Origin of the sequence: Amycolatopsis ponsaeliensis (assembly GCF_030182635.1) — a bacterium.
GTDB classification, from domain to species: Bacteria; Actinomycetota; Actinomycetes; order Mycobacteriales; family Pseudonocardiaceae; genus Amycolatopsis; species Amycolatopsis ponsaeliensis.
On the sequence record NZ_JAPZLD010000055.1, the window covers coordinates 57,572 to 77,113 of the forward strand.

The 19,542-nt window shown below is 70.6% G+C and carries 15 protein-coding genes; 12 read left to right on the forward strand and 3 right to left on the reverse strand.

The genetic code is table 11. The features are described from left to right. Positions 1-40: 40 nt before the first annotated feature. Together QQ657_RS48145 and QQ657_RS48150 are read left to right on the forward strand one after the other, a co-directional pair. Complete coding sequence (locus QQ657_RS48145; protein ID WP_284749142.1) at positions 41-979, forward strand: serine hydrolase domain-containing protein; 939 nt, start codon at positions 41-43, stop codon at positions 977-979. A 70-nt stretch (positions 980-1,049) separates the two neighbouring features. Further along, positions 1,050-2,591, forward strand: a complete 1,542-nt coding sequence (locus QQ657_RS48150; protein WP_284749143.1) for an amino acid permease — start codon at positions 1,050-1,052, stop codon at positions 2,589-2,591. Positions 2,592-2,649: 58 nt separating this feature from the next. Here QQ657_RS48150 and QQ657_RS48155 read toward each other — a convergent pair whose 3' ends face one another. Then, complete coding sequence (locus QQ657_RS48155; protein WP_284749144.1) at positions 2,650-3,888, reverse strand: MFS transporter; 1,239 nt, start codon at positions 3,886-3,888, stop codon at positions 2,650-2,652. A 150-nt stretch (positions 3,889-4,038) separates the two neighbouring features. Between QQ657_RS48155 and QQ657_RS48160 the strand changes: the two genes are divergently transcribed. Then, positions 4,039-5,673 carry a Na+/H+ antiporter gene (locus tag QQ657_RS48160; RefSeq protein WP_284749145.1) on the forward strand — a complete coding sequence of 545 codons (1,635 nt, stop codon included), beginning with the start codon at positions 4,039-4,041 and terminating at the stop codon, positions 5,671-5,673. Here QQ657_RS48160 and QQ657_RS48165 read toward each other — a convergent pair. Beyond that, on the reverse strand, positions 5,654-6,556 hold the full coding sequence (locus QQ657_RS48165; RefSeq protein WP_284749146.1) for a TIGR03564 family F420-dependent LLM class oxidoreductase: 903 nt from the start codon (positions 6,554-6,556) through the stop codon (positions 5,654-5,656). The two genes, QQ657_RS48160 and QQ657_RS48165, sit on opposite strands and share 20 nt — an antisense overlap. 217 nt (positions 6,557-6,773) lie before the next feature. Between QQ657_RS48165 and QQ657_RS48170 the strand changes: the two genes are divergently transcribed. After that, positions 6,774-9,722: an ATP-binding protein gene (locus tag QQ657_RS48170; protein WP_284749147.1), complete on the forward strand. Its 2,949-nt coding sequence runs from the start codon at positions 6,774-6,776 to the stop codon at positions 9,720-9,722. A 134-nt stretch (positions 9,723-9,856) separates the two neighbouring features. Next, the gene (locus QQ657_RS48175) at positions 9,857-10,354 is read left to right on the forward strand and encodes an OsmC family protein (RefSeq protein WP_284749148.1); all 498 of its coding nucleotides are present in this window, start codon (positions 9,857-9,859) and stop codon (positions 10,352-10,354) included. Here the strand turns inward: QQ657_RS48175 and QQ657_RS48180 are convergent. Continuing rightward, positions 10,351-11,637: an adenylosuccinate synthase gene (locus QQ657_RS48180; RefSeq protein ID WP_284749149.1), complete on the reverse strand. Its 1,287-nt coding sequence runs from the start codon at positions 11,635-11,637 to the stop codon at positions 10,351-10,353. The two genes, QQ657_RS48175 and QQ657_RS48180, sit on opposite strands and share 4 nt — an antisense overlap. A 78-nt stretch (positions 11,638-11,715) precedes the next feature. On the opposite strand from QQ657_RS48180, the gene QQ657_RS48185 reads away from it, so the two are divergent. The 7 genes from QQ657_RS48185 (at position 11,716) to QQ657_RS48215 (ending at position 19,419) form a co-directional block, all read left to right on the forward strand. Next, entirely contained in the window at positions 11,716-12,396 is a 681-nt protein-coding gene (locus tag QQ657_RS48185) for a hypothetical protein (protein WP_434056858.1), read from the forward strand. Between the two features lie 140 nt (positions 12,397-12,536). Continuing rightward, positions 12,537-13,175, forward strand: a complete 639-nt coding sequence (locus QQ657_RS48190; RefSeq protein WP_284749150.1) for an HNH endonuclease family protein — start codon at positions 12,537-12,539, stop codon at positions 13,173-13,175. 186 nt (positions 13,176-13,361) lie between these two features. After that, entirely contained in the window at positions 13,362-14,972 is a 1,611-nt protein-coding gene (locus QQ657_RS48195; protein ID WP_284749151.1) for an ABC transporter substrate-binding protein, read from the forward strand. Then, on the forward strand, positions 14,969-15,922 hold the full coding sequence (locus QQ657_RS48200; protein WP_284749159.1) for an ABC transporter permease: 954 nt from the start codon (positions 14,969-14,971) through the stop codon (positions 15,920-15,922). The genes QQ657_RS48195 and QQ657_RS48200 overlap by 4 nt, the downstream gene beginning before the upstream one ends. Then, the gene (locus QQ657_RS48205; protein WP_284749152.1) at positions 15,915-16,748 is read left to right on the forward strand and encodes an ABC transporter permease; all 834 of its coding nucleotides are present in this window, start codon (positions 15,915-15,917) and stop codon (positions 16,746-16,748) included. Before QQ657_RS48200 ends, QQ657_RS48205 begins: the two co-directional genes overlap by 8 nt. Continuing rightward, on the forward strand, positions 16,745-18,295 hold the full coding sequence (locus QQ657_RS48210) for a dipeptide ABC transporter ATP-binding protein (RefSeq protein WP_284749153.1): 1,551 nt from the start codon (positions 16,745-16,747) through the stop codon (positions 18,293-18,295). Before QQ657_RS48205 ends, QQ657_RS48210 begins: the two co-directional genes overlap by 4 nt. Positions 18,296-18,312: 17 nt before the next feature. Next, entirely contained in the window at positions 18,313-19,419 is a 1,107-nt protein-coding gene (locus tag QQ657_RS48215; RefSeq protein WP_284749154.1) for a glycosyltransferase, read from the forward strand. The last annotated feature ends 123 nt before the right edge of the window (positions 19,420-19,542 follow it).

A 19,542-nucleotide genomic window follows, 5' to 3' on the forward strand; every position in this document is an offset into this window, starting at 1 on the left:
TCGCTTTGCCGTGAAGGGCACCTTCATGGACGCTTAGTCCATGAAGGTGCCCTTCACGGCGTTCGACGGCTTCTCCGGCGTGATCCTGGTGACCCGCGGCGAGGAGACGCTCGTCGAGCAGGCCCACGGGCACGCGCACATCGCCTACGGCGTCGAGAACACCGTCGGCACGCGGTTCGCGATCGCCAGCGGCACCAAGGGGTTCACCGCGCTGGTGGTCGTCGGCCTGGTCGCCGAGGGACGGCTCAGCCTGGGAACCACCGCCCGCGAGGTCCTCGGGGACGACCTGCCGCTGATCGACGACCGCGTGACCGTCGAGCACCTGCTGACGCACACGTCCGGCATCGGCGACTACTGCGACGACGACGACCCTCCCGAGACCCCGCCCGGTCTCGTCGCGTCGGCCGACTACCTCGCCGCGCTCGACGGTTTCCCGCAGCAGTTCCCGCCCGGCGAGCGGTTCCACTACAACAACGGCGCGTTCGCCGTCCTGAGCCTGATCGCGGAACGGGTCGCGGGCAGACCTTTCGCCGAACTCGTCCGGACCCGCGTGACCGAGCCCGCGGGGATGACCGGCACGGCGTTCCTCCGCTCGGACGCGCTGCCCGCCCGGACGGCCACCGGCTACCTGGAAGACGGCCGTACCAACGTGTTCAGCCTGCCGGTCGTCGGCTTCGGCGACGGCGGGATCTACAGCACCGCGCCGGACTTCCGGAAGTTCTGGCCCGCCCTGCTCGACGGCCGGATCGTGCCGCGTGAGTGGGTGGACCGGATGCTGCGCCCGCACACGGACGCCTACGGGCTCGGCTTCTGGCTGCCCGGGCCCGGCTTGGTGCGCCTGGTCGGCGGCGACCACGGCGTCACGTTCTGGAGCACGCACGAGCCGTCGTCCGGCCTCACGGCCACCTTGATCTCCAACAACCACCGAGGTGGCGGGCCCCTGCTGCGGCGGCTGGACGAGTTCTTGACGAAGGCTTGACACCCTCCGGGACCGGGGCTACCTTCGGCGAATTCAATGGTCTGGCCGCATACCTTTCAAGAGGTGCCCGATGGACGTTTCCGACCAGCAGACCACTCCCGACCACGCCGACGAAGACAGCGCGCGCCTCCATCAGCTGGGGTACGCGCAGGAGCTCAAGCGGACGATGTCGGGGTTCTCGAACTTCGCCGTCTCGTTCACCATCATCTCCATCCTGTCCGGCTGCCTGACGCTCTACGGCTTCGGCATGAAGACGGGCGGGCCGGCCGCGATGATCTGGGGCTGGCCGCTGGTCGGGATCTTCGTCATCCTGGTCGGCTTGGGCATGGCCGAAGTCTGCTCCAGCTACCCGACCGCGGGCGGGCTGTACTACTGGGCGGCGCGGCTGGCGCGGAAGAACGGCCCCGCGTGGTCGTGGTTCACCGGCTGGTTCAACCTCATCGGGCAGATCGCCGTCACCGCGGGCATCGACTTCGGCGCGGCACTGTTCCTCAACGCGTTCCTCGACCTGCAGTGGGGCTTCGCGGCGACGCCGGGGCACACGATCCTGCTGCTCGCGATCATCCTCGTGGTGCACGGCCTGCTGAACACCTTCGGCGTCCGGATCGTGGCCATCCTCAACAACGTCAGCGTGTGGTGGCACCTCATCGGCGTGCTGGTGATCGTCGGCGTGCTGATCTTCGTGCCGGCCAAGCACCAGGACGCGTCGTTCGTCTTCGGCAGCTTCGTGAACCAGACGGGCTGGGGTTCGGCGTTCTACGTCTTCGCGATCGGGTTGCTGGTCGCGCAGTACACGCTGACCGGCTACGACGCGTCGGCGCACATGACGGAGGAGACCAAGAGCGCGGCGACGGCGGGCCCGCGCGGCATCGTCATGTCGATCGTCGTCTCGCTCGTCGCGGGCTGGATCCTGCTGATCGGCCTGACGTTCGCGATCCAGGACTACGACGGCGCGGTCGGCTCCAGCACCGGCGTCCCGCCCGCGCAGATCTTCATCGACGCGACGGGCGCGGTCACCGGCAAGTTCCTGCTGCTGATCTGCATCGGCGCGCAGCTGTTCTGCGGCATGGCATCGGTGACGGCGAACTCGCGGATGATCTACGCGTTCGCCCGCGACGGCGCGATCCCCGGGTCGAGCTTCTGGCACAAGATCAACAAGCGGACGCAGACCCCGACCAACGCCGTCTGGCTGGGCGCGGGCGGCGCGCTGGTCCTGGCGCTGCCGTACCTGTGGAGCGCGACGGCCTACGCGGCGGTGACGTCGATCGCCGTGGTGGGGCTGTATGTGGCGTACGTGATCCCGGTGTTCCTGCGCGTCCGCCAGGGCGACGACTTCGAGCGCGGGCCGTGGCACCTCGGCCGCTGGGGCAAGCCGGTCGGCATCATCGCGACGATCTGGGTCGTGCTGATCTTCGTGCTGTTCATGCTGCCGCAGGTGTCCCCGGTGACGGTGGACTCCTTCAACTACACGCCGGTCGCGTTCCTCGTCGTGCTCGGCGGCGCGGGGCTGTGGTGGGTGCTGTCGGCCCGGAAGTGGTTCAAGGGCCCCAAGGTCCAGGGTTCGGAAGCGGAACTCGCGGCGGTGGAACGGGAACTGAAGGAACTCGGCTGACGCGCGTGAGGGGCACCCTCATGGCTTTTATGACCATGAGGGTGCCCCTCATGGTCATTCAGGCGGTGGCTTCCCGAGCGGGGGCGGTCGCCGGAGTTTCGGCCGGCGGCGACTCGCGTCCGGGACGGACCACCGTGACCGCCGTCGCGCCCAGGGCGCCGACCGCGGCGAACGCGTAGAAGCCCCACGGGTACGCGATTCCGGCCGTCAGCAAGGCGCCGCCGAGGAGCGGGCCGGAGATCGCGCCGATCCGGCCGATACCCGCGGACCAGCCGAGGCCGGTCGCGCGGATCGCGCCCGGGTAGATGCGGCCGATGTACGCGTACACCAGCACTTGGGCACTGAACACGAAGCAGCCGGTCAGGAACACCGCCGCGTACAGCCCGACGGCGGGCAGCTTCACGCTCAGCAGCGCCAGGAACACCGCGCCCAGGCAGAACCAGACGATCGCCGACGGGCGGATGCCGACGCGGTCGGCGACCCGGCCCGCGACGAGCAGCCCCACGATGCCGCCGACGTTCAGCGTCAGCAGCAGGCTCAGCGCCGCGCCGAGCGGGTAGCCGGCCTGGCGCATGATCTCCGGCAGCCACGTGTTGAGCCCGTACACCAGCAGCAGGCCCATGAACGACGTGACCCAGAACGCGATCGTCGCACGCAGCAGCCCGCCGCGGAACAGGCCGGCCACCGCGTGCCCGGCCGACCGCTCGGTCTCGCGGACCTGCTGGAACGTCTCGGACTCCGGCAGGAACTTCAGCATCAGCGGGATCAGCACGACGGCCGGGAGCGCCCCGGCGACGAACATCGCGCGCCAGCCCAGGGGCGCGATCAGGACGATGCCCAGCAGCGCCGTCAGCACCGCGCCGACGTGGTAGCCGGTCATGACGGTCGTGGTCGCGCTGCCGGCCTTGCCGTGGCGCGCGTACTCCGTGACCAGCGTGATGGCCGTCGGCAGGCAGCCGCCGAGGCCGAGCCCGGCGACGAACCGCAGCAGGCCGAAGATGAACGTCGAAGGCGCGAAGGCGCACAACAGGGTGCACAGCGAGAACAGCGTCACCGAGATGATCAGGGACTTCCGGCGGCCGATGACGTCGGTGATGGTGCCGATCGCCAGCCCGCCCAGCATCATCCCGGCCAGGCCGACGGTCGAGACGACCGACGCCACGGCGGGCGTCAGGCCCCAGACGTGGTCACGCAGCAGCACGGGCAGCACGGAGCCGAGCACGACCAGGTCGAACCCGTCGAGCAGGACGGCGGTCCAGGCCAGGGGCACGACCCAGGAACGGGCGCCAGGGGACATGGGAGAACCTCCGGATGTGCGTCGGTGCACGTTGTCCGCACAGGTGTGCGGATTGCGCACAAGTATGCATGGGAGGTATGCCGTAATCCAGCTCACTTCCACTCACCGGAAGCCGAGCACAGGGCCGCGACCTGCGGAAAGATCACACCCGTGGAGATCCTGACGCTGATGGGCGTGCTCGCCGGTTCGCTCGCGCTGACCGCGCTCGCCCGCCGCTACAACCTGTCGGCGCCGTTGCTGGTGGTGGTCGTCGCGCTCGGGGTCGCGCTGATCCCCGGCGTGCCGCGGCTGGAGCTGGAACCGGAGCTGATCCTCACGGTCGTGCTGCCGCCGCTGCTCTACTCGACGTCGCTCGAGAGCTCGGTGACGCACTTCAAGTCCAACCTGCGGCCGATCGTCGCGCTCGGCGTCGTGCTGGTCGCGGTGACCGCGGTGGTCGTCGCCTTCGTCGTGCACCTGCTGCTGCCGGACGTGCCGTTCGCGTCGGCGCTGGTCCTCGGCGCGGTGGTGGCGCCGCCGGACGCGGTGACGGCGGTGGCGATCGGGCGCAAGCTCGGGCTGCCACGCCGGCTGATGACCGTGCTGACCGGGGAAAGCCTGGTCAACGACGCCGCCGCGCTGACGCTCTACAAGGTCGCGCTCGCCGCGGTCGCGGGCACGGCAGGCTCAGCCGGGCACGGGTTCGCGGTGTTCGGGGTGGCGACCGTGCTGGGCATCGCGGTCGGCCTGGCGATCGGCGCGGTCGTCGTGCTGCTCCGGCGCCTGCTCGACGACCCGCTGCTCGAGTCGGCGTTCGGGATCATCGTGCCGTTCGGCGCGTACGTCACCGCCGAGCACCTGCACCCGTTCGGCGCGGAGTTCAGCGGGTCGGGCGTGCTCGCCGTCGTCGCGGCCGGGCTGTACCTGGGGAACCGCTCGCTCTACGCGTCACCGGCGACGCGGATGCAGGACAGATCGGTGTGGGCGTCGATCGACGTGCTGCTGGAGGCGCTGGTGTTCGCGCTGATGGGGCTGCAGCTGCCCTTCGTGCTCGACGGCGCCCAGCACGCAGCCCGCGACAACGGGACGCTGGCGCTGGTCGCGGTGGTCGTATTGCTGGTGACGATGCTGGTGCGGTTCCCGGCGGTGTTCGCCTTCGCGTTCCTGCCGCGGACGTTGCGGCTGTTCGGCCGCGGGCGCACGACCCCGCCGTGGCGGACGCTCACGGTGCTGTCGTGGACCGGCATGCGCGGCGTCGTCACATTGGCCGCAGCGGCCGGTGTCCCCGCCGATACGCCGGGCCGTGAGGAGATCCAGCTGTTCGCGTTCGCGGTGGCGATCGGGACGGTGCTGATCCAGGGCCTGACGTTGCCGCCGCTGATCCGCGTGCTGAAGGTGCAGGACCCGGCGGAGGCTTCTCGCGACGAGGCCGAAGAGCTGGCCGCCCGCGAGGTCGCGAAGCGGGCAGCGCACGAACGGCTGCGCGTGATCAGCCGCGACCGGCTCGCGTCCCTGGACCTGCCGCCAGAGAAGGTCCAACGGCTCAAGGAGCGGCTCGAACGGCTGGTGGAGACGCGCTACCGGTTCGCCGAAGCCACGATCAAGCTGTCGGGTGAGGACCGCCACGGCACCCCGCAGGCCCAGTTCGCGAAGGCCCGGAAGGAGCTGCTGATCATCCAGCGCAAGGCGATGATCGAGGAGAACCGCGCCGGCCGCCTCGACGACGACATCCTGCAGAAGGTGCTGCGCGAGCTGGACCTCGAGGAGATGTCGGTGACGGCGTCGCTCACGAACCGATTGAGCTGATGACCTCCCAGGTCCGCCGGCGTTCTTCACTGGACCGGATGCCGGTCTGGGAGACGAGGACGTCGGTCGCGCCGGCGTCGTAGTAGCGCCGGAGCCCGTCGAGGACGGTCTTCTCGTCGCCGATGATCGCGAGGTCGGCCGGATGATCGACGCCCTCGGCTTCGAGGATCCGTTGATACGACGGGATCTGCGCATAGAAACCCATCTGTTCGACGGCGAGGGCGCGCACGGCGTCGAGGTCGTCGGTGACGATCGCGGGCACCGCGGCGAGGATCCTCTTGCCCCCGCCCAGGTGGGGAACGATCTGTTCGGAAAGCGCTCTCGGCCCGGCGAGGAAGGGCAGGGTGCCGTCGGCGAGCTCCCCGGTGACGCGCAGGGCTTGCGGCCCCATGGCGGCGACGATGACCGGCACGTCTCCGCCCACAGTGGACGGTCCGGGTGTTTTCGCGGTGATGGTCTCACCCTCGAAGTCGACGGCCTCCCCGGCGAAGACCTGCTTCAGGACGGTCAGGTACTCCCGCAGGTGCCGGATCGGCGGCGGGTACTCGACGCCGTAGACGGGACCGAGGAAGCCCTTCGACCCGAGCCCGATGCCGAGGGTGAAGCGCCCACCGGTGGCGGCTTGCGCGGTCTGCGCGGCACTGGCGACGAGCAGCGGGTGCCGCGGATAGGTCGGTACGACGGAGGTCCCGACCTCGATCCCGGGCACTTCCCGCCCGGCGAGCGCGGCGACGGTGATGGCGTCCTGGCTGAGCGGAAGCTGCGAGAACCAGACGGACTTCAGACCGGCCTCGGCGGCTTGCCGGGTCTGGGCGATGAGTTCGTCGACGAGGTTCGGCGCGGACTCGGTGTCGCCGGCGGGAAGCGTGACTCCGATGGTCATGACCCCAAGCTAGCGAGCGACGCCACCGGTTTCCGGCTTCCCAGGACCTGAGAACTCCGGCACCGACCACCGAGCCGGCGCGCACGGTGAACCCCCTCGCCCCTCCGTGTGCGCCGGCTCGGACCCCCAGTGGGTCCACGGTGGCAAGGTGGCTGTACAGGATCGGCACATCCGGGGAACATCGACTGGTCACACCACGATCACCGGGAGGGATGCCGTGGAGTTCCTGCTCCTCGGCCCGGTCGAGGTCCGGTCGGGAACCGTGCACCTGCGGCTGTCCTCGCAGCGGCAACGGGCCCTCCTCGCCGCCCTGCTGCTGACCCCCAACGTGGTGGTCCCGCCGGCCCGGCTGGTGGACCTGATCTGGGGTGAGGCGGCGCCGCCCTCGGCGATGGCGAACCTGCGCACCCATGTCGCCCAGCTGCGCCGGCAGCTGGCCGAGCTGGAAGCAGGCGTGCGGCGGATCCACGCCCGGGCCGGTGGCTACCTGATCGAAGCCCGGCCGGACGAGATCGATCTCGAGCGGTTCGAACGCCTCGCCGCGGCAGGTCGGCGGGCGCTCCTCGCCGGAGACGGCAAGGTCGCGGCGGAGACGCTGGGGAAAGCCTTGGCGTTGTGGCGGGGACGGCCACTGGCCAACCTTCCAGCGACCGCGGCCACCGACGGAGAGGCCCATCGGCTGACCGAGGCCCGGCTCGGCGTCGTCGAACACCACTGTCGCGCGCGTCTCGACCTGGGTGCGTGCTCGGAGGTGGCCGGCGAGCTGCACCGGCTGGTCGTCGACCACCCGCTCCGCGAACGGCTGTGGGCGCTGCTGATGCTCGCGCTCGCCGGCGCGGGACAACAGGCGGCGGCGCTCGGCGCCTACGACACGATCCGCAGCCGGCTGGCCGCCGAGCTGGGCGCCGAACCGGGCGCCGACCTGCGTGCGGCCCAGCTGGCCGTGCTGCGGCAAGCCGGTCCCGTCACCTCGTCCGTGAGTCCCGCGCAGCTTCCCCGGGCCGCGGCCGGGTTTCACGGACGTCGCGCCGAACTGCTGGCTCTCGACCGCCTGCTGCCCGCGGGCGACGGCTCACGGCTCGCGGTCGTCGTCGGCACCGCGGGGGTGGGCAAGTCGGATCTGGCGGTGCAGTGGGCGCACCGCGTCCGCGACCGTTTCCCCGATGGGCAGCTCTACGCCGACCTGCACCGTTCCGCCCGGCCCAGCCTGGTTCTCGGGAGGTTCCTGCGGGCTCTCGGCGTCCCGGCGCGGGAGATCCCGGACGACCTCGACGAAGCCGCCGCACTGTTCCGGTCCGTGCTGGCGGCCAAGGCCGTGCTCTGCGTTCTCGACGACGCCCTCGATGCCGAGCACGTTCGCCCGTTGCTGCCCGCCGCGCCGCGGTGCATGGTCGTGGCGACCAGCCGCAACCGGCTCGACGGGCTGGTCGCCCTCGACGGCGCACACCGCCTCTCGCTGGATGTCCTCGGTGCGGCCGATGCGGTGGCCGTGCTCGGGGCCGCGATCGGCCCCGAGCGTGCGGCCCGGGAACCGGCCGCCACCGCCGAGCTGGCCGAGACGTGCGCGCGGCTGCCCATCGCGCTGCGCATCACCGGCGCCCAGATCCGGCACCGGACCGGCCGGCGGGTCGCCGACCACCTCACCGACCTGCGCGACCACGGTGTGCTGGACGGCTTGACGACCGACGGCGACACCAGCGCGCTCCGCGTCGCCTACGACCTCTCCTACGAAGCGCTCGACCCCGCGACCCGCCGCACCTTCCGGTTGCTGGGCTTGATGCCCGGCCCCGACACGACCGTGCCCGCGGCCGCCGCCCTGATCGAAGCCCCGGCTTCGACGGCAGCCCGGCAGCTCGAGCGGCTGGCCCTGGCACACCTCGTCCAGGAGCACGCTCCGGGGCGTTACCGGCTGCACGACCTGCTTCGCCGCTACGCCACCGAACGCGCGCACATCGACTGCCTCGAGGACGAACGCGACACGGCGACGCACGCGCTGCTCGACCACTACCTGGCCCGCACCGCCGCGGCCGCCGACATCCTTTATCCCTTCGTCCTGCGCCTGCCGGGGACCGAGCCGCGGCGGAGCGCGTTCGACAGCGCGGAAGACGCCCTGGCTTGGCTGAGCGACGAAGTCCCCAACCTCGTGGCCGCGATCCGCCACGCCCACGCGGGCAAGCACCACCAGCTGACCTGGCAGCTCGTCGACGCCCTGCGCGGGCACTGCATGACCAACTGGCTCGCGGAGGCACCGGAACTCGCCCAGATCGGCCTCGAATCCGCCGAAGCCCTCGCTCTGCCGGACGTGCGGGCGGCCGCGCACAACAACCTCGCGGCCACGCACGCACTCCGCTACGAGTTCCCGCCCGCCATCGCGCATTTCCAAGCCGCGCTGGCGCTCTACCGCACGGTGCAGGTCCGGCGCGGAGTGACCGGTGTGCTGGGAAACCTGGCCACCGTCCACCTGGACACCGGTGATCTCGACCGGGCCGACGCTCTCTTCGCGGAGGCAGCCGCGCTCGATCCGCTGGGTAGCGGGCTCCGACGGCAAAGTCTAGGCGTCCTCCACGAATATCGCGGCCGGCTGGCCGAGGCGGCGGCTGCCCACGCCGAGCGGGCCGCTGAATCGCACAGTCCGCACGATCTCGTCCTGCTCGCCCGCGTTCACGCGAGAGGAGGCGACTACGACGCCGCTCTGCCCGTCGCGGAAGAGGCCGCGAAGCGCGCGCGAAGCTCCGGCGATCGATGCACCGAGGCGTACGCACTCGCGGTGCTCAGCACCGTCCACGCGGGCACCGGCGACCCCGCACAAGCCGTTCGCCTGGCCGAAGCAGCACTCGAGTTCGCGCGCGGCACCGGCGTGCCCGGCGCCGAAATCGCCGGGCACGCGGCACTCGCGGTGAGCCTCTTGGCCGGTGGTCACCACCAGCGCGCGCTGGTCAGCGGCCACCACGCGCTCCACCTCACCCGCCGGACCGGCACCCGGTTCGACGAATGCGAAGCACTGATCAGGATCGGCCGCATCCACCGTGCCGCCGGATCGCCGGCGCAGGGCGACCACTACCTCGGTTCGGCCCGGCACCTCGCGAAAACCCACGGCTACCACGGGCTGGCCGAAGCCGCCGCCGAGCCTTTCGCCGAATCGGCGAGCAGACCCCGGCGGCCATGATCCCCGCATCGCCCGCCCGCGCAAGCGCTTCCGCATGCCGGACGCCGGCGCTCCCAGGACTTGAGAACCCGAGCGAGCGCTTTCGGAATCGCCCACCCTGGGCGAGATCCCGATCACGATCTCCAGGAGTACCCATGTCGCTGACCGACGTCATCGAAGGCACCCGCAAGGCCGTTGACGCGGACCCGCACAACGCCGCCGTCTCTTTCAGCGTGGCCCACACCCTCAAGCCCGGGACCAAGACCGAGGTGCACGTCAAAGTCCGGGACCACGAGTTCACCGTCGACGAGCCGCCCGCGCTCGGCGGGACCGACCAGGCCGCCAACCCCGTCGAGTTCGCGCTCGCCGCCCTGGGGTCCTGCCAGGTCATCACCTACCAGTTCTGGGCGGCGAAGCGCGGCATTCCGCTCGACTCCGTCAAGGTCACCGTCGACGGGGACCTCGACCTGCACGGCTTCTTCGGCTTCTCCTTCAACACCCGCCCCGGTTTCGGGGACGTGCGCGTGTCCGTCGAACTCGAGGGACCGGCGAGCCGGGAGCGCTACGAAGACCTCAAGCGCGAGGTCGACGAGCACTGCCCGGTGCTCGACCTCTTCCGCAACGAGACGCCGGTCAGCACCAAGCTGACTTAGACGAAGTCGTGCCGCACGATCGTCTGCTCGCGGCCCGGGCCGACGCCGATCGCGGAAATCCGGGCGCCCGACAGCTCTTCCAGGCGCTCGACGTACGCGCGCGCGTTCGCCGGGAGCTCCTCGAACGTGCGGCAGGCCGAGATGTCCTCGAACCAGCCCGGGTGCTCTTCGTAGATCGGGATCGCGTGGTGCACGTCGGTCTGCGTCATCGGCATGTCCTGCGTGCGGAAGCCGTCGACCTCGTAACCCACGCACACCGGCACCTTCTCCAGCCCGGACAGCACGTCCAGCTTGGTGAGGAAGTAGTCGGTGATGCCGTTGACGCGGACCGCGTAGCGCGCGATCACCGCGTCGAACCAGCCGGTGCGGCGCGAGCGGCCGGTCGTCACGCCGAACTCGCCACCCTGCTTGCGCAGGTACTCGCCGGACTCGTCGTGCAGCTCGGTCGGGAACGGGCCCGAGCCGACGCGGGTGGTGTACGCCTTCAGGATGCCGAGCACCGTGGTGATCCGGCCCGGGCCGATGCCCGAGCCCGCGCTCGCGCCGCCGGACGTCGGGTTCGACGACGTCACGAACGGGTAGGTGCCGTGGTCGACGTCGAGCAGCGTGCCCTGTGAGCCTTCGAGCAGCACGATCTCGCCGCGCTCGAGGGCCTGGTTGAGCTGCAGCCGCGTGTCGGCGATGCGGTGCGCGAACTTCTCGCCCGCGGCCAGCACCTCGTCCGCGACCTCGTTCGCGTCGAGGGCCTTGCGGTTGTAGACCTTCACCAGCACCTGGTTCTTGAACTCCAGCGCGGCTTCGACCTTCTGGCGGAAGATCTTCTCGTCGAGCAGGTCCTGCACGCGGACGCCGACGCGGGCGATCTTGTCCTGGTAGCACGGGCCGATGCCGCGGCCGGTGGTGCCGATCTTGCGGCTGCCGAGGTACCGCTCGGTGACTTTGTCGATGGCCACGTGGTACGGCATGATCAAGTGAGCGTCGGCGGAGATCAGCAGCTTGGACGTGTCGACGTCCCGCGCTTCCAGTCCGGACAGCTCCTCCAGCAGCACACCCGGATCGACGACCACGCCGTTGCCGATGACGTTCGTCACGCCGGGGGTGAGGATGCCGGACGGGATGAGGTGCAGGGCGAAGTTCTCGCCGTTCGGCAGGACGACCGTGTGACCGGCGTTGTTGCCACCCTGGTAGCGGACGACCCACTGGACGCGGTCACCCATGAGATCGGTGGCCTTGCCCTTGCCTTCGTCTCCCCATTGGGCACCGATGAGCACGATGGCCGGCATGTGACACTCCAAGGTGTTCGAGGACGTGAGGTTTAGTGTCCCGGACGGACACCGGTGGCGCTGACGAAATGCCGGTGCATGACTGTAACGGAGGTCCTGCGGGTGCGCGGACTAGTGGTGGCCTGTGGCGACGAGGCGGCGGGCTTCGAAGAGGTCGACGACGTCGAGTCGATCCGCGTGCCCAGCCGTCCCGGCAAGGCGGAAATCGACCCCTTGCTGGGCGAACACGATCACCTGGTCGTGTCCGGCACCGACGCGGACCTGGCGGCCGTGGTCGTGCGGCTGCTCCGCAAGGACGCGATCTCCGGCGTGTCGGTCGGGTTCGTGCCCTCGTCGCCGGACTCGGCCGTCGCCGCGCTCTGGGCCCTGCCGAAGACGCCGCTGCAGGCCCTCGCGCTCGCCCTGCGCGGGGAGGTCGACCCGGTGCCGCTGATCCGCGACGACGTCGGCGGCGTGCTCGTCGGGCGCGGGGCGCTGCGGCTCGTCCGCGGCGTGGCCTACGCCGACGAGCAGGTGGCGCTGCGCGGGCCGGCGACGTCGATCGAGGTGACGCCGGACCCGGGCGGGCCGGGCCTGGCCGTCCGCGTCGTGAAGGGGACGATCTTCAAGCGGCCGACGACGCTCTACTCGCGCGCGTTCCAGATCGGCTGCATCCCGACGCGGCCCGTCAGCGACGACGTCGTCCACGACCGCGCGGTGAACAAGTGGACCTGGTACCGGCACACCCAGGATCTCCGTCTGGTGCGCAGCCCGGCCTGACCTGCGGTTTTCATCCGCGAGTGCACGAATGGCAACACAGCGTTCATCAACGGGCAGCAACATGTCACCTATACGTGTTGCACTTGCTACTCCCGTGTATCAGGGTTAGCTGTCCCCACACCTGACACGGAGGCAGCAAAATGCCAACCAGGCGTGCTGTTCGTCATTCCTTGACCGTTCTCGCGGCCACCGCCGTGCTCTCCGGCACGCTCGTCAGCGTCGCCGACGCCACCCCGCCGGGCATCCCGTCGGCTTCGACGGCGAAGACCGAGCTGGCCGCGCTGACCGTCAAGGCCGACGGTTCGCAGACCGGCTACAGCCGCGACAAGTTCCCGCACTGGATCGACCAGGGCAGCAGCTGCAACACCCGCGAAGTGGTGCTCAAGCGCGACGGCACGAACGTCGTCACCGGGTCGGACTGCGCGGCGACGTCCGGCAGCTGGTTCAGCCCGTACGACGGCGAGACCTGGACCGCGACGTCCGATGTGGACATCGACCACGTCGTGCCGCTGGCCGACGCGTGGCGCACCGGCGCGTCCGGGTGGACGACCGCGCAGCGCCAGGCGTACGCGAACGACCTGACCGACCCGCAGCTGATCGCCGTGACGGACAACGTCAACCAGGAGAAGGGCGACAAGTCGCCCGACCAGTGGAAGCCGCCGCTCACGAGCTACTGGTGCACCTACGCGAAGATGTGGGTCGCGGTGAAGTACAAGTTCAAGCTGACGATCAACACCGCGGAGAAGTCGGCTTTGACGGACATGCTCGGCCGCTGCTGACCCCGAAGTGCCATGAGGGGCACCTTCATGGACTTAAGAGCCATGAAGGTGCCCCTCATGGCGTGTCAAGGGGGAGTTGTTGCGGTGCCAGGGTTTGGGACTCCGGTTCAGCTTGTGGGACGGCCTTCAGCGCGTGGTTAGCGTCGCTCATCGAAGACGCAACCGCTCCCCGCTGGAGGCCGTCCGGTGTCCCCACTCTTCCGCGCTCGCAACGCCGCGGCCCTGCTCGCCCTGCCCATCCTGCTGACTTCCTGCTCCGCCGCCGGCACCGAACAGGCCGCCGACGCCGGTCCGCCGAAGGCCGGTGGCACGCTGCGCCTGGGCATCTCGTCCGCGCCCGACTGCATCGACCCGCAGCAGACCGCGACGAACGCGTCCATCAACGTCGCGCGCCAGCTGGTCGACTCGCTGACCGACCAGGACCCGAAGACCGGCGAGATCAAGCCGTGGCTGGCCGAGAAGTGGGAGGTCAGCGCCGATTCGACGGCGTTCACCTTCCACCTGCGCGCCGGCGCGACGTTCTCCGACGGCAGCCCGGTCGACGCCGCCGCGGTCAAGACGAGCTTCGACGGCATCAAGGCCCTCGGCACGAAAGCCCAGCTCGGCTACGGCTACCTCGCCGCGTACAAGGCGTCGACGGTGGTCGACCCGCGGACCGTGCTGATCGAGTTCTCCTCGCCCAGCGCCCAGTTCCTGCAGGCCAGCTCGACGATGTCGCTCGGCGTCCTCGCACCCGCGGCGTTCCAGAAGACGCCGGAGCAGCGCTGCCAGGGCACCGGCCTGGTCGGCTCCGGGCCCTTCGTCTTCGAAAGCCTGAAGCAGAACCAGGAGATCGTCCTGGCCAAGCGCAAGGGCTACACGTGGGGCTCGTCGCTGTTCAAGCACCAGGGCGAGGCCTACCTCGACAAGATCGACTACAAGATCGTGCCGGAGCCCGGCGTCCGCACCGGCAGCCTCGCGTCCGGCCAGCTCGACGCGGCCACCGACATCCAGCCGGTCGACGAGCCGCAGTTCAAGGGCAACGGCTTCAGCGAGAACATCCGGCCCAACCCCGGCGTCGTGTTCAACCTGCACGCCAACACCACCCGCGGCGTGCTCACCGACGAGAAGGTGCGCCAGGCCGTGCTCAAGGGCGTCGACCGCACCGAGGTCGTGAACACCGTGCTGACGGCCAGCTACAAGCCCGCCACCAGCATCCTCGGCTCGGCGACACCGCTCTACGACGACCTCTCGCAGCAGCTCGCGTACGACCAGAAGGGCGCGGCCGCGCTCCTCGACGGCGACGGCTGGGTGCCCGGTCCGGACGGGATCCGCGTCAAGAACGGGCAGCAGCTGAGCGCGTCCGTCGTGTTCTCGCCCGTGTTCAACCAGAACCGCAGCGTGCTGGAGCTGGTCCAGCAGCAGCTCCGCAAGATCGGCTTCGACCTGCGGATCGAGCAGCACACGACGGCCGAAACCACGCAGATCCAGCTCAGCGGGAACTACGACTTCCTCTGGTACAACGTCACCCGCGCCGACCCGGACATCCTGCGCGGCCAGTTCTCCACGAAGGCCGGCAACCGCAGCAAGCTCACGCCGGGCAACCCGCTCGACGTCGCGCTCGACGCCCAGTCGTCCACTGTGGACAACGCGAAGCGCAAGCCGTCGGCCGACGAGGTGCAGAAGCTGATCGTCGACCACGCCTACGCGGTCCCGGTGTTCGAGCTGACCCAGGTCGTCGCGCTGAGCTCGAAGGCGCACGCCGTCGACTTCGAGGCGTCGTCGCGGCTGCAGCTCTTCGACGCGTGGCTCTCGTGAGGCGGTACCTGCTCCGCCGCGTCGGGCAGGCGGTGTTCGTGCTGTGGGCGGCGTTCACGCTGTCGTTCCTGATCCTCTACCTGCTGCCGGGCGACGCCGTTTCGGCGAAGCTCGCCAGCGGGGAGGCGGGTTCGTCGGCGACGCCCGAGCAGCTCGCCGCCGCCCGCGCGGAGTACGGCCTCGACTCGCCGCTGCCGGTGCAGTACCTGAAACGGCTGGGCTCGGCGCTGCACGGCGACTTCGGCCGCAGCGTCGCGACCGGCGACGACGCGACGCACATGGTCGTCACGGCGTTGCCGCCGACGCTCGCGGTGACCGGGCTGGCCCTGGTGTTCGCGGTGCTGTTCGGCGGCGGCTCGGCGTTCCTCGGCACGTTCACGCGGTTCCGCTGGTTGCGGCAGGCTCTGCTGTCGTTGCCGTCGCTGGCGATCTCGCTGCCGCCGTTCTGGGTGGGGCTGCTGCTGATCCAGTTCTTCTCGTTCCGGCTGCGGCTGCTGCCGGCGCTGGGCACGCAGGGCGTCGAGACGATCATCCTGCCCGCGATCACCCTCGCGCTGCCGACCGGCGCGATCATCGGGCAGGTGCTGGCCAAGAGCCTGACCACGCAGCAGGAGGAGCCGTACGCGGAGATCGCCGCGGCCAAGGGCGCGAGCCGCTGGCGAGTCCATTTCGGACACCTCCTGCGCAACGCCGCCGTGCCGACGCTGACCGTCGCCGGCGTCGTGGCGGGCAATCTGGTCGCGGGCTCGGTGATCACCGAGACGGTCTTCTCGCGCGACGGCGTCGGCCGGATCACCGCGGCCGCCGTCACCGCGCAGGACGTCCCGGTGGTGCAGGCGGTGATCGTGCTGGCCGCGCTGGTGTTCGTGGTGCTCAACCTGATCGTCGACCTGCTCTACCCGCTGCTCGACCCGCGCATCGCGCGGACCCCGGAGGTGGCCCGTGGTTGACCTCGCCACCAAGCGGCACTTTCACGTGAAAGTGCCGCTTCGGCCCGGGCTCGTGCTCGCCGTCGTGGTGCTCGCCTTCGTGCTGCTCGCGGCCTTCGTGCCGGGCCTGCTGACCGGGTACGACCCGATCACCGGTGTCCCGGCCGAGCGACTGCAGGGACCGTCGCTGCACCACCTGTTCGGCACCGACGAGACCGGCCGAGACGTCTACGCCCGCGTGATCCACGGCGCGTCGCTCTCGCTGCGGGCGACCGCGATCGCCGTGCTCGTGGCGCTGGTCGCGGGCTCGGCGCTCGGCCTGCTGGCCGGGTTCCGCGGCGGCTGGGCGGACACCGTGATCATGCGGATCGTCGACGTCTTCCTGGCCATCCCGCCGATCCTGCTGTCGCTGGCCCTGGTCACGGCGCTGGGCTTCGGCACGACGAACGTCGCGATCGCCGTCGGCATCGCGAACCTCGCCTCTTTCGCGCGGGTCATGCGCGCGGAGGTGCTTCGCGTGCGAAACGGCGTGTTCGTCGAAGCGGCGCGCGCGAGCGGGGTGCGCTGGTCCGGCGTCTTGCTGCGGCACGTCCTGCCGAACGCGGCGGGCCCGGTGCTCGCGCTGGCGACGCTCACCCTCGGCACGGCCGTGCTCGAGGTGTCCGCGCTGAGTTTCCTCGGCTTCGGCGCGACGCCGCCGACGCCGGAGTGGGGTTCGCTCGTCGCGGGCGGGCGCAGCTTCCTGGCCACGGCCTGGTGGATGACGACGTTCCCGGGGCTGACGGTCGCGGCGGTGGTCCTCGCCGCGAACCGGCTGTCCCGCGCGCTGGACGGAGGAGACCGATGACCCTGCTGCGGATTTCGGACCTGGCCGTGTCGTACCGGAAGGTCCCGGCGGTCCGTGACGTCGGCCTGGAGGTCCACGCGGGCGAGGTGGTCGCCGTCGTGGGCGAGTCGGGCTCGGGCAAGTCGACCACGGCGCACGCGGCGATCGGCCTGCTGCCCCGCGGCGGCCGCGTCGACGGCGGCTCGATCACCTTCGACGGCCGGGACCTGCTTTCGCTGTCGGACAAGCAGTGGCGTGGCGTGCGCGGCCGCGAGATCGCGCTGGTGCCGCAGGACCCGGCGGTGTCGCTCAACCCCGTGCACCGGATCGGCGACCAGGTCGCGGAGGTGCTGAAGATCCACGGGCTCGCGGACCGGCGATCCGCATCCGTGCAGGCGATCGAACTCCTCGAACGTGCGGGGGTCCCTTCGCCGGAACTTCGGGCGCGGCAGTACCCGCACCAGCTGTCGGGCGGGCTCCGGCAGCGCGTGCTGATCGCGTCGGCGCTGGCCGGGCGGCCGAAGCTGATCATCGCCGACGAGCCGACGTCGGCGCTGGACGTCACCGTGCAGCGCCGGATCCTCGACCACCTGACGTCGCTGGCGCGGGAATCGGGCACGGCGATCCTGCTGATCACGCACGACCTCGGCGTCGCGGCCGACCGCGCGTCGCGGATCGTGGTGCTCTCGCAGGGCTCGGTGGTCGAAGAGGGTTCCTCGGTCGTCAGCGCGCCGACGCACCCTTATACGCAGCAGCTTCTGGCGGCGGCGCCGAGCATGACGAGCACTGTGCGCCCGCCCGCGCCGGCCGCCGAGCCGCTGGTTTCCGTCCGGGACCTCGCGAAGACGTTCGACGGCGGAATCCGCGCGGTCGACGGGATCTCGTTCGACATCCCGCGCGGCCAGACCCTGGCGCTGGTCGGCGAGTCGGGCTCGGGCAAGTCGACGACGGCTCGCATGGTGCTCCGGCTGGAGACGCCGTCGGCGGGTTCGGTGGAGTTCGACGGCCAGGACATCACCGCGTTGTCCGGCAATGAATTACGGAGGCTGCGGCGGCGGATGCAGATCGTCTACCAGAACCCGTACGCGTCGCTGAACCCGAAGTTCTCCATCGAGGACGTCGTCGCGGAGCCGTTGCGGGCGTTCGGTCTTCCGCGCACCCGGGTCCCGGAGCTGCTGGAGCAGGTGGCGCTGCCGGCGTCGGTGGCGCGCCGGAAGCCGGCCGAGCTGTCGGGCGGCCAGCGCCAGCGGGTGGCGATCGCGCGGGCGCTGGCGTTGCGGCCGGACCTGGTGGTGTGCGACGAGCCGGTGTCGGCACTGGACGTCTCGGTGCAGGCCCAGATCCTGCGGCTGCTGGCGGAACTGCAGTCCTCGCTCGGGCTGTCGTACCTGTTCATCTCGCACGACTTGGCGGTGGTCCGGCAGCTGGCGGACCAGGTCGGCGTGATGCGCGAAGGCGCGTTGGTGGAGCTGGGGCCGGCTTCGCAGGTGCTGGAAGACCCGCAGGCGGAGTACACGAAGGAGCTGCTGGACGCGATCCCCGGACGTTCGGTGCAAGAGGTCGGCTGACGAGTACGCTCGGGGCGGTGCGGATCCTCTTCACGTGCCGCCCCGCGTACGGCCACCTGTTTCCCTTGCTGCCACTGGCGAACGCGGCTGTCGAAGCCGGGCACGAAGTCGTGTTCGGCACCGGCGAGGCCTTCGTGCCCAAGGTGCGTGACCTCGGCTTCGAGGTCCACCGCGCCGGGATCGGCATCGGCGAGGCGGAGGCCGAAGCCAAGAAGCGGCACGGCGAAGACGCCGGCTTCCTGGACGTCGGCATCACGATGTTCGCCGAGCTGCTACCGCAGTCACTGCTCGACGACCTGACGCCGCTGCTCCCCGAACTCCGCCCTGACCTGGTCATTTACGAGATGAGCGACGTCGGCGCCGGGATTGCGGCGCGCCGCGCGGGCGTCCCGGCCGTGTCGGTCGTGATCGGGCGGTCGATGCCACCGGAGGTCCTGGCGGTCGCCGCCGAACGGCTGCGGCCGCTGTGGGGCACGCTCCCCTCGGACGCGCTTTTCGGCGACGCCTGCGTCGACGTCTGGCCGGACAGCCTCCGCGACCCGGGTACCGCGTCGGTGCCGACGGTGTTCCGGATGCGCCCGACGCCGTTCGACCCCGACGTCCCGCTGCCGCCTCTGCCCGAAGACGGCTTCGTGTACCTGACGCTCGGCACGGTGGTCTTCGGCGCGACGGACGTCCTGCGCGGCGCGATCCGCGCGTTGTCCCGCCTGGACGCGGACGTGCTGGTGGCGCTCGGCCCCGGCGATCCCGCGCTGCTCGGTTCGCTGCCGGACCGGGTTCAGGCGGCGGGGTTCGTGCCGCAGGCCGAGGTCCTGAAGCACGCGGGCCTGGTGGTGCACCACGGCGGCACGGGCACGGTGCTCGCGTCGCTCGCGGCCGGGCTGCCGCAGCTGATCCTGCCGCAGGGCGCCGACCAGTTCGCCAACGCGGACACGCTCTCGACGCTGGGCGTGGCGAAATCCCTGGTCGGCGACGCGATCCGGATCGACGCGATCGAGACGGCGGCGCGTGAGCTGCTCACCGATCCGAAGCCCCGTGAAATCGCGCGGGGCATCGCGGCCGAGATCGCGGAAATGGCCCCGCCGTCACAGGTGCTGGCCGAGGTGGTCGCCTGGGCGTCGTGAGTGAGAAACAGGGTTAGAACTGTCGATGGGCGCTGGCGTGCGCTCGCGGGTGGGATGAGAATCGGTGGGCGTGTCGCCGGTCGACGTCGGCTGTGTTTGGCCGTGGAGGCCGGGTTAGAACTT

Excerpts from the sequence above, each read along its gene's own strand:
- QQ657_RS48145 (WP_284749142.1), top strand. The coding sequence starts at position 41 with ATGAAGGTGCCCTTCACGGCGTTCGACGGCTTCTCCGGCGTGATCCTG.
- QQ657_RS48150 (WP_284749143.1), top strand. The coding sequence starts at position 1,050 with ATGGACGTTTCCGACCAGCAGACCACTCCCGACCACGCCGACGAAGAC.
- QQ657_RS48155 (WP_284749144.1), bottom strand. The coding sequence starts at position 3,888 with ATGTCCCCTGGCGCCCGTTCCTGGGTCGTGCCCCTGGCCTGGACCGCC.
- QQ657_RS48165 (WP_284749146.1), bottom strand. The coding sequence starts at position 6,556 with ATGACCATCGGAGTCACGCTTCCCGCCGGCGACACCGAGTCCGCGCCG.
- QQ657_RS48175 (WP_284749148.1), top strand. The coding sequence starts at position 9,857 with ATGTCGCTGACCGACGTCATCGAAGGCACCCGCAAGGCCGTTGACGCG.
- QQ657_RS48180 (WP_284749149.1), bottom strand. The coding sequence starts at position 11,637 with ATGCCGGCCATCGTGCTCATCGGTGCCCAATGGGGAGACGAAGGCAAG.
- QQ657_RS48185 (WP_434056858.1), top strand. The coding sequence starts at position 11,716 with ATGACTGTAACGGAGGTCCTGCGGGTGCGCGGACTAGTGGTGGCCTGT.
- QQ657_RS48190 (WP_284749150.1), top strand. The coding sequence starts at position 12,537 with ATGCCAACCAGGCGTGCTGTTCGTCATTCCTTGACCGTTCTCGCGGCC.
- QQ657_RS48210 (WP_284749153.1), top strand. The coding sequence starts at position 16,745 with ATGACCCTGCTGCGGATTTCGGACCTGGCCGTGTCGTACCGGAAGGTC.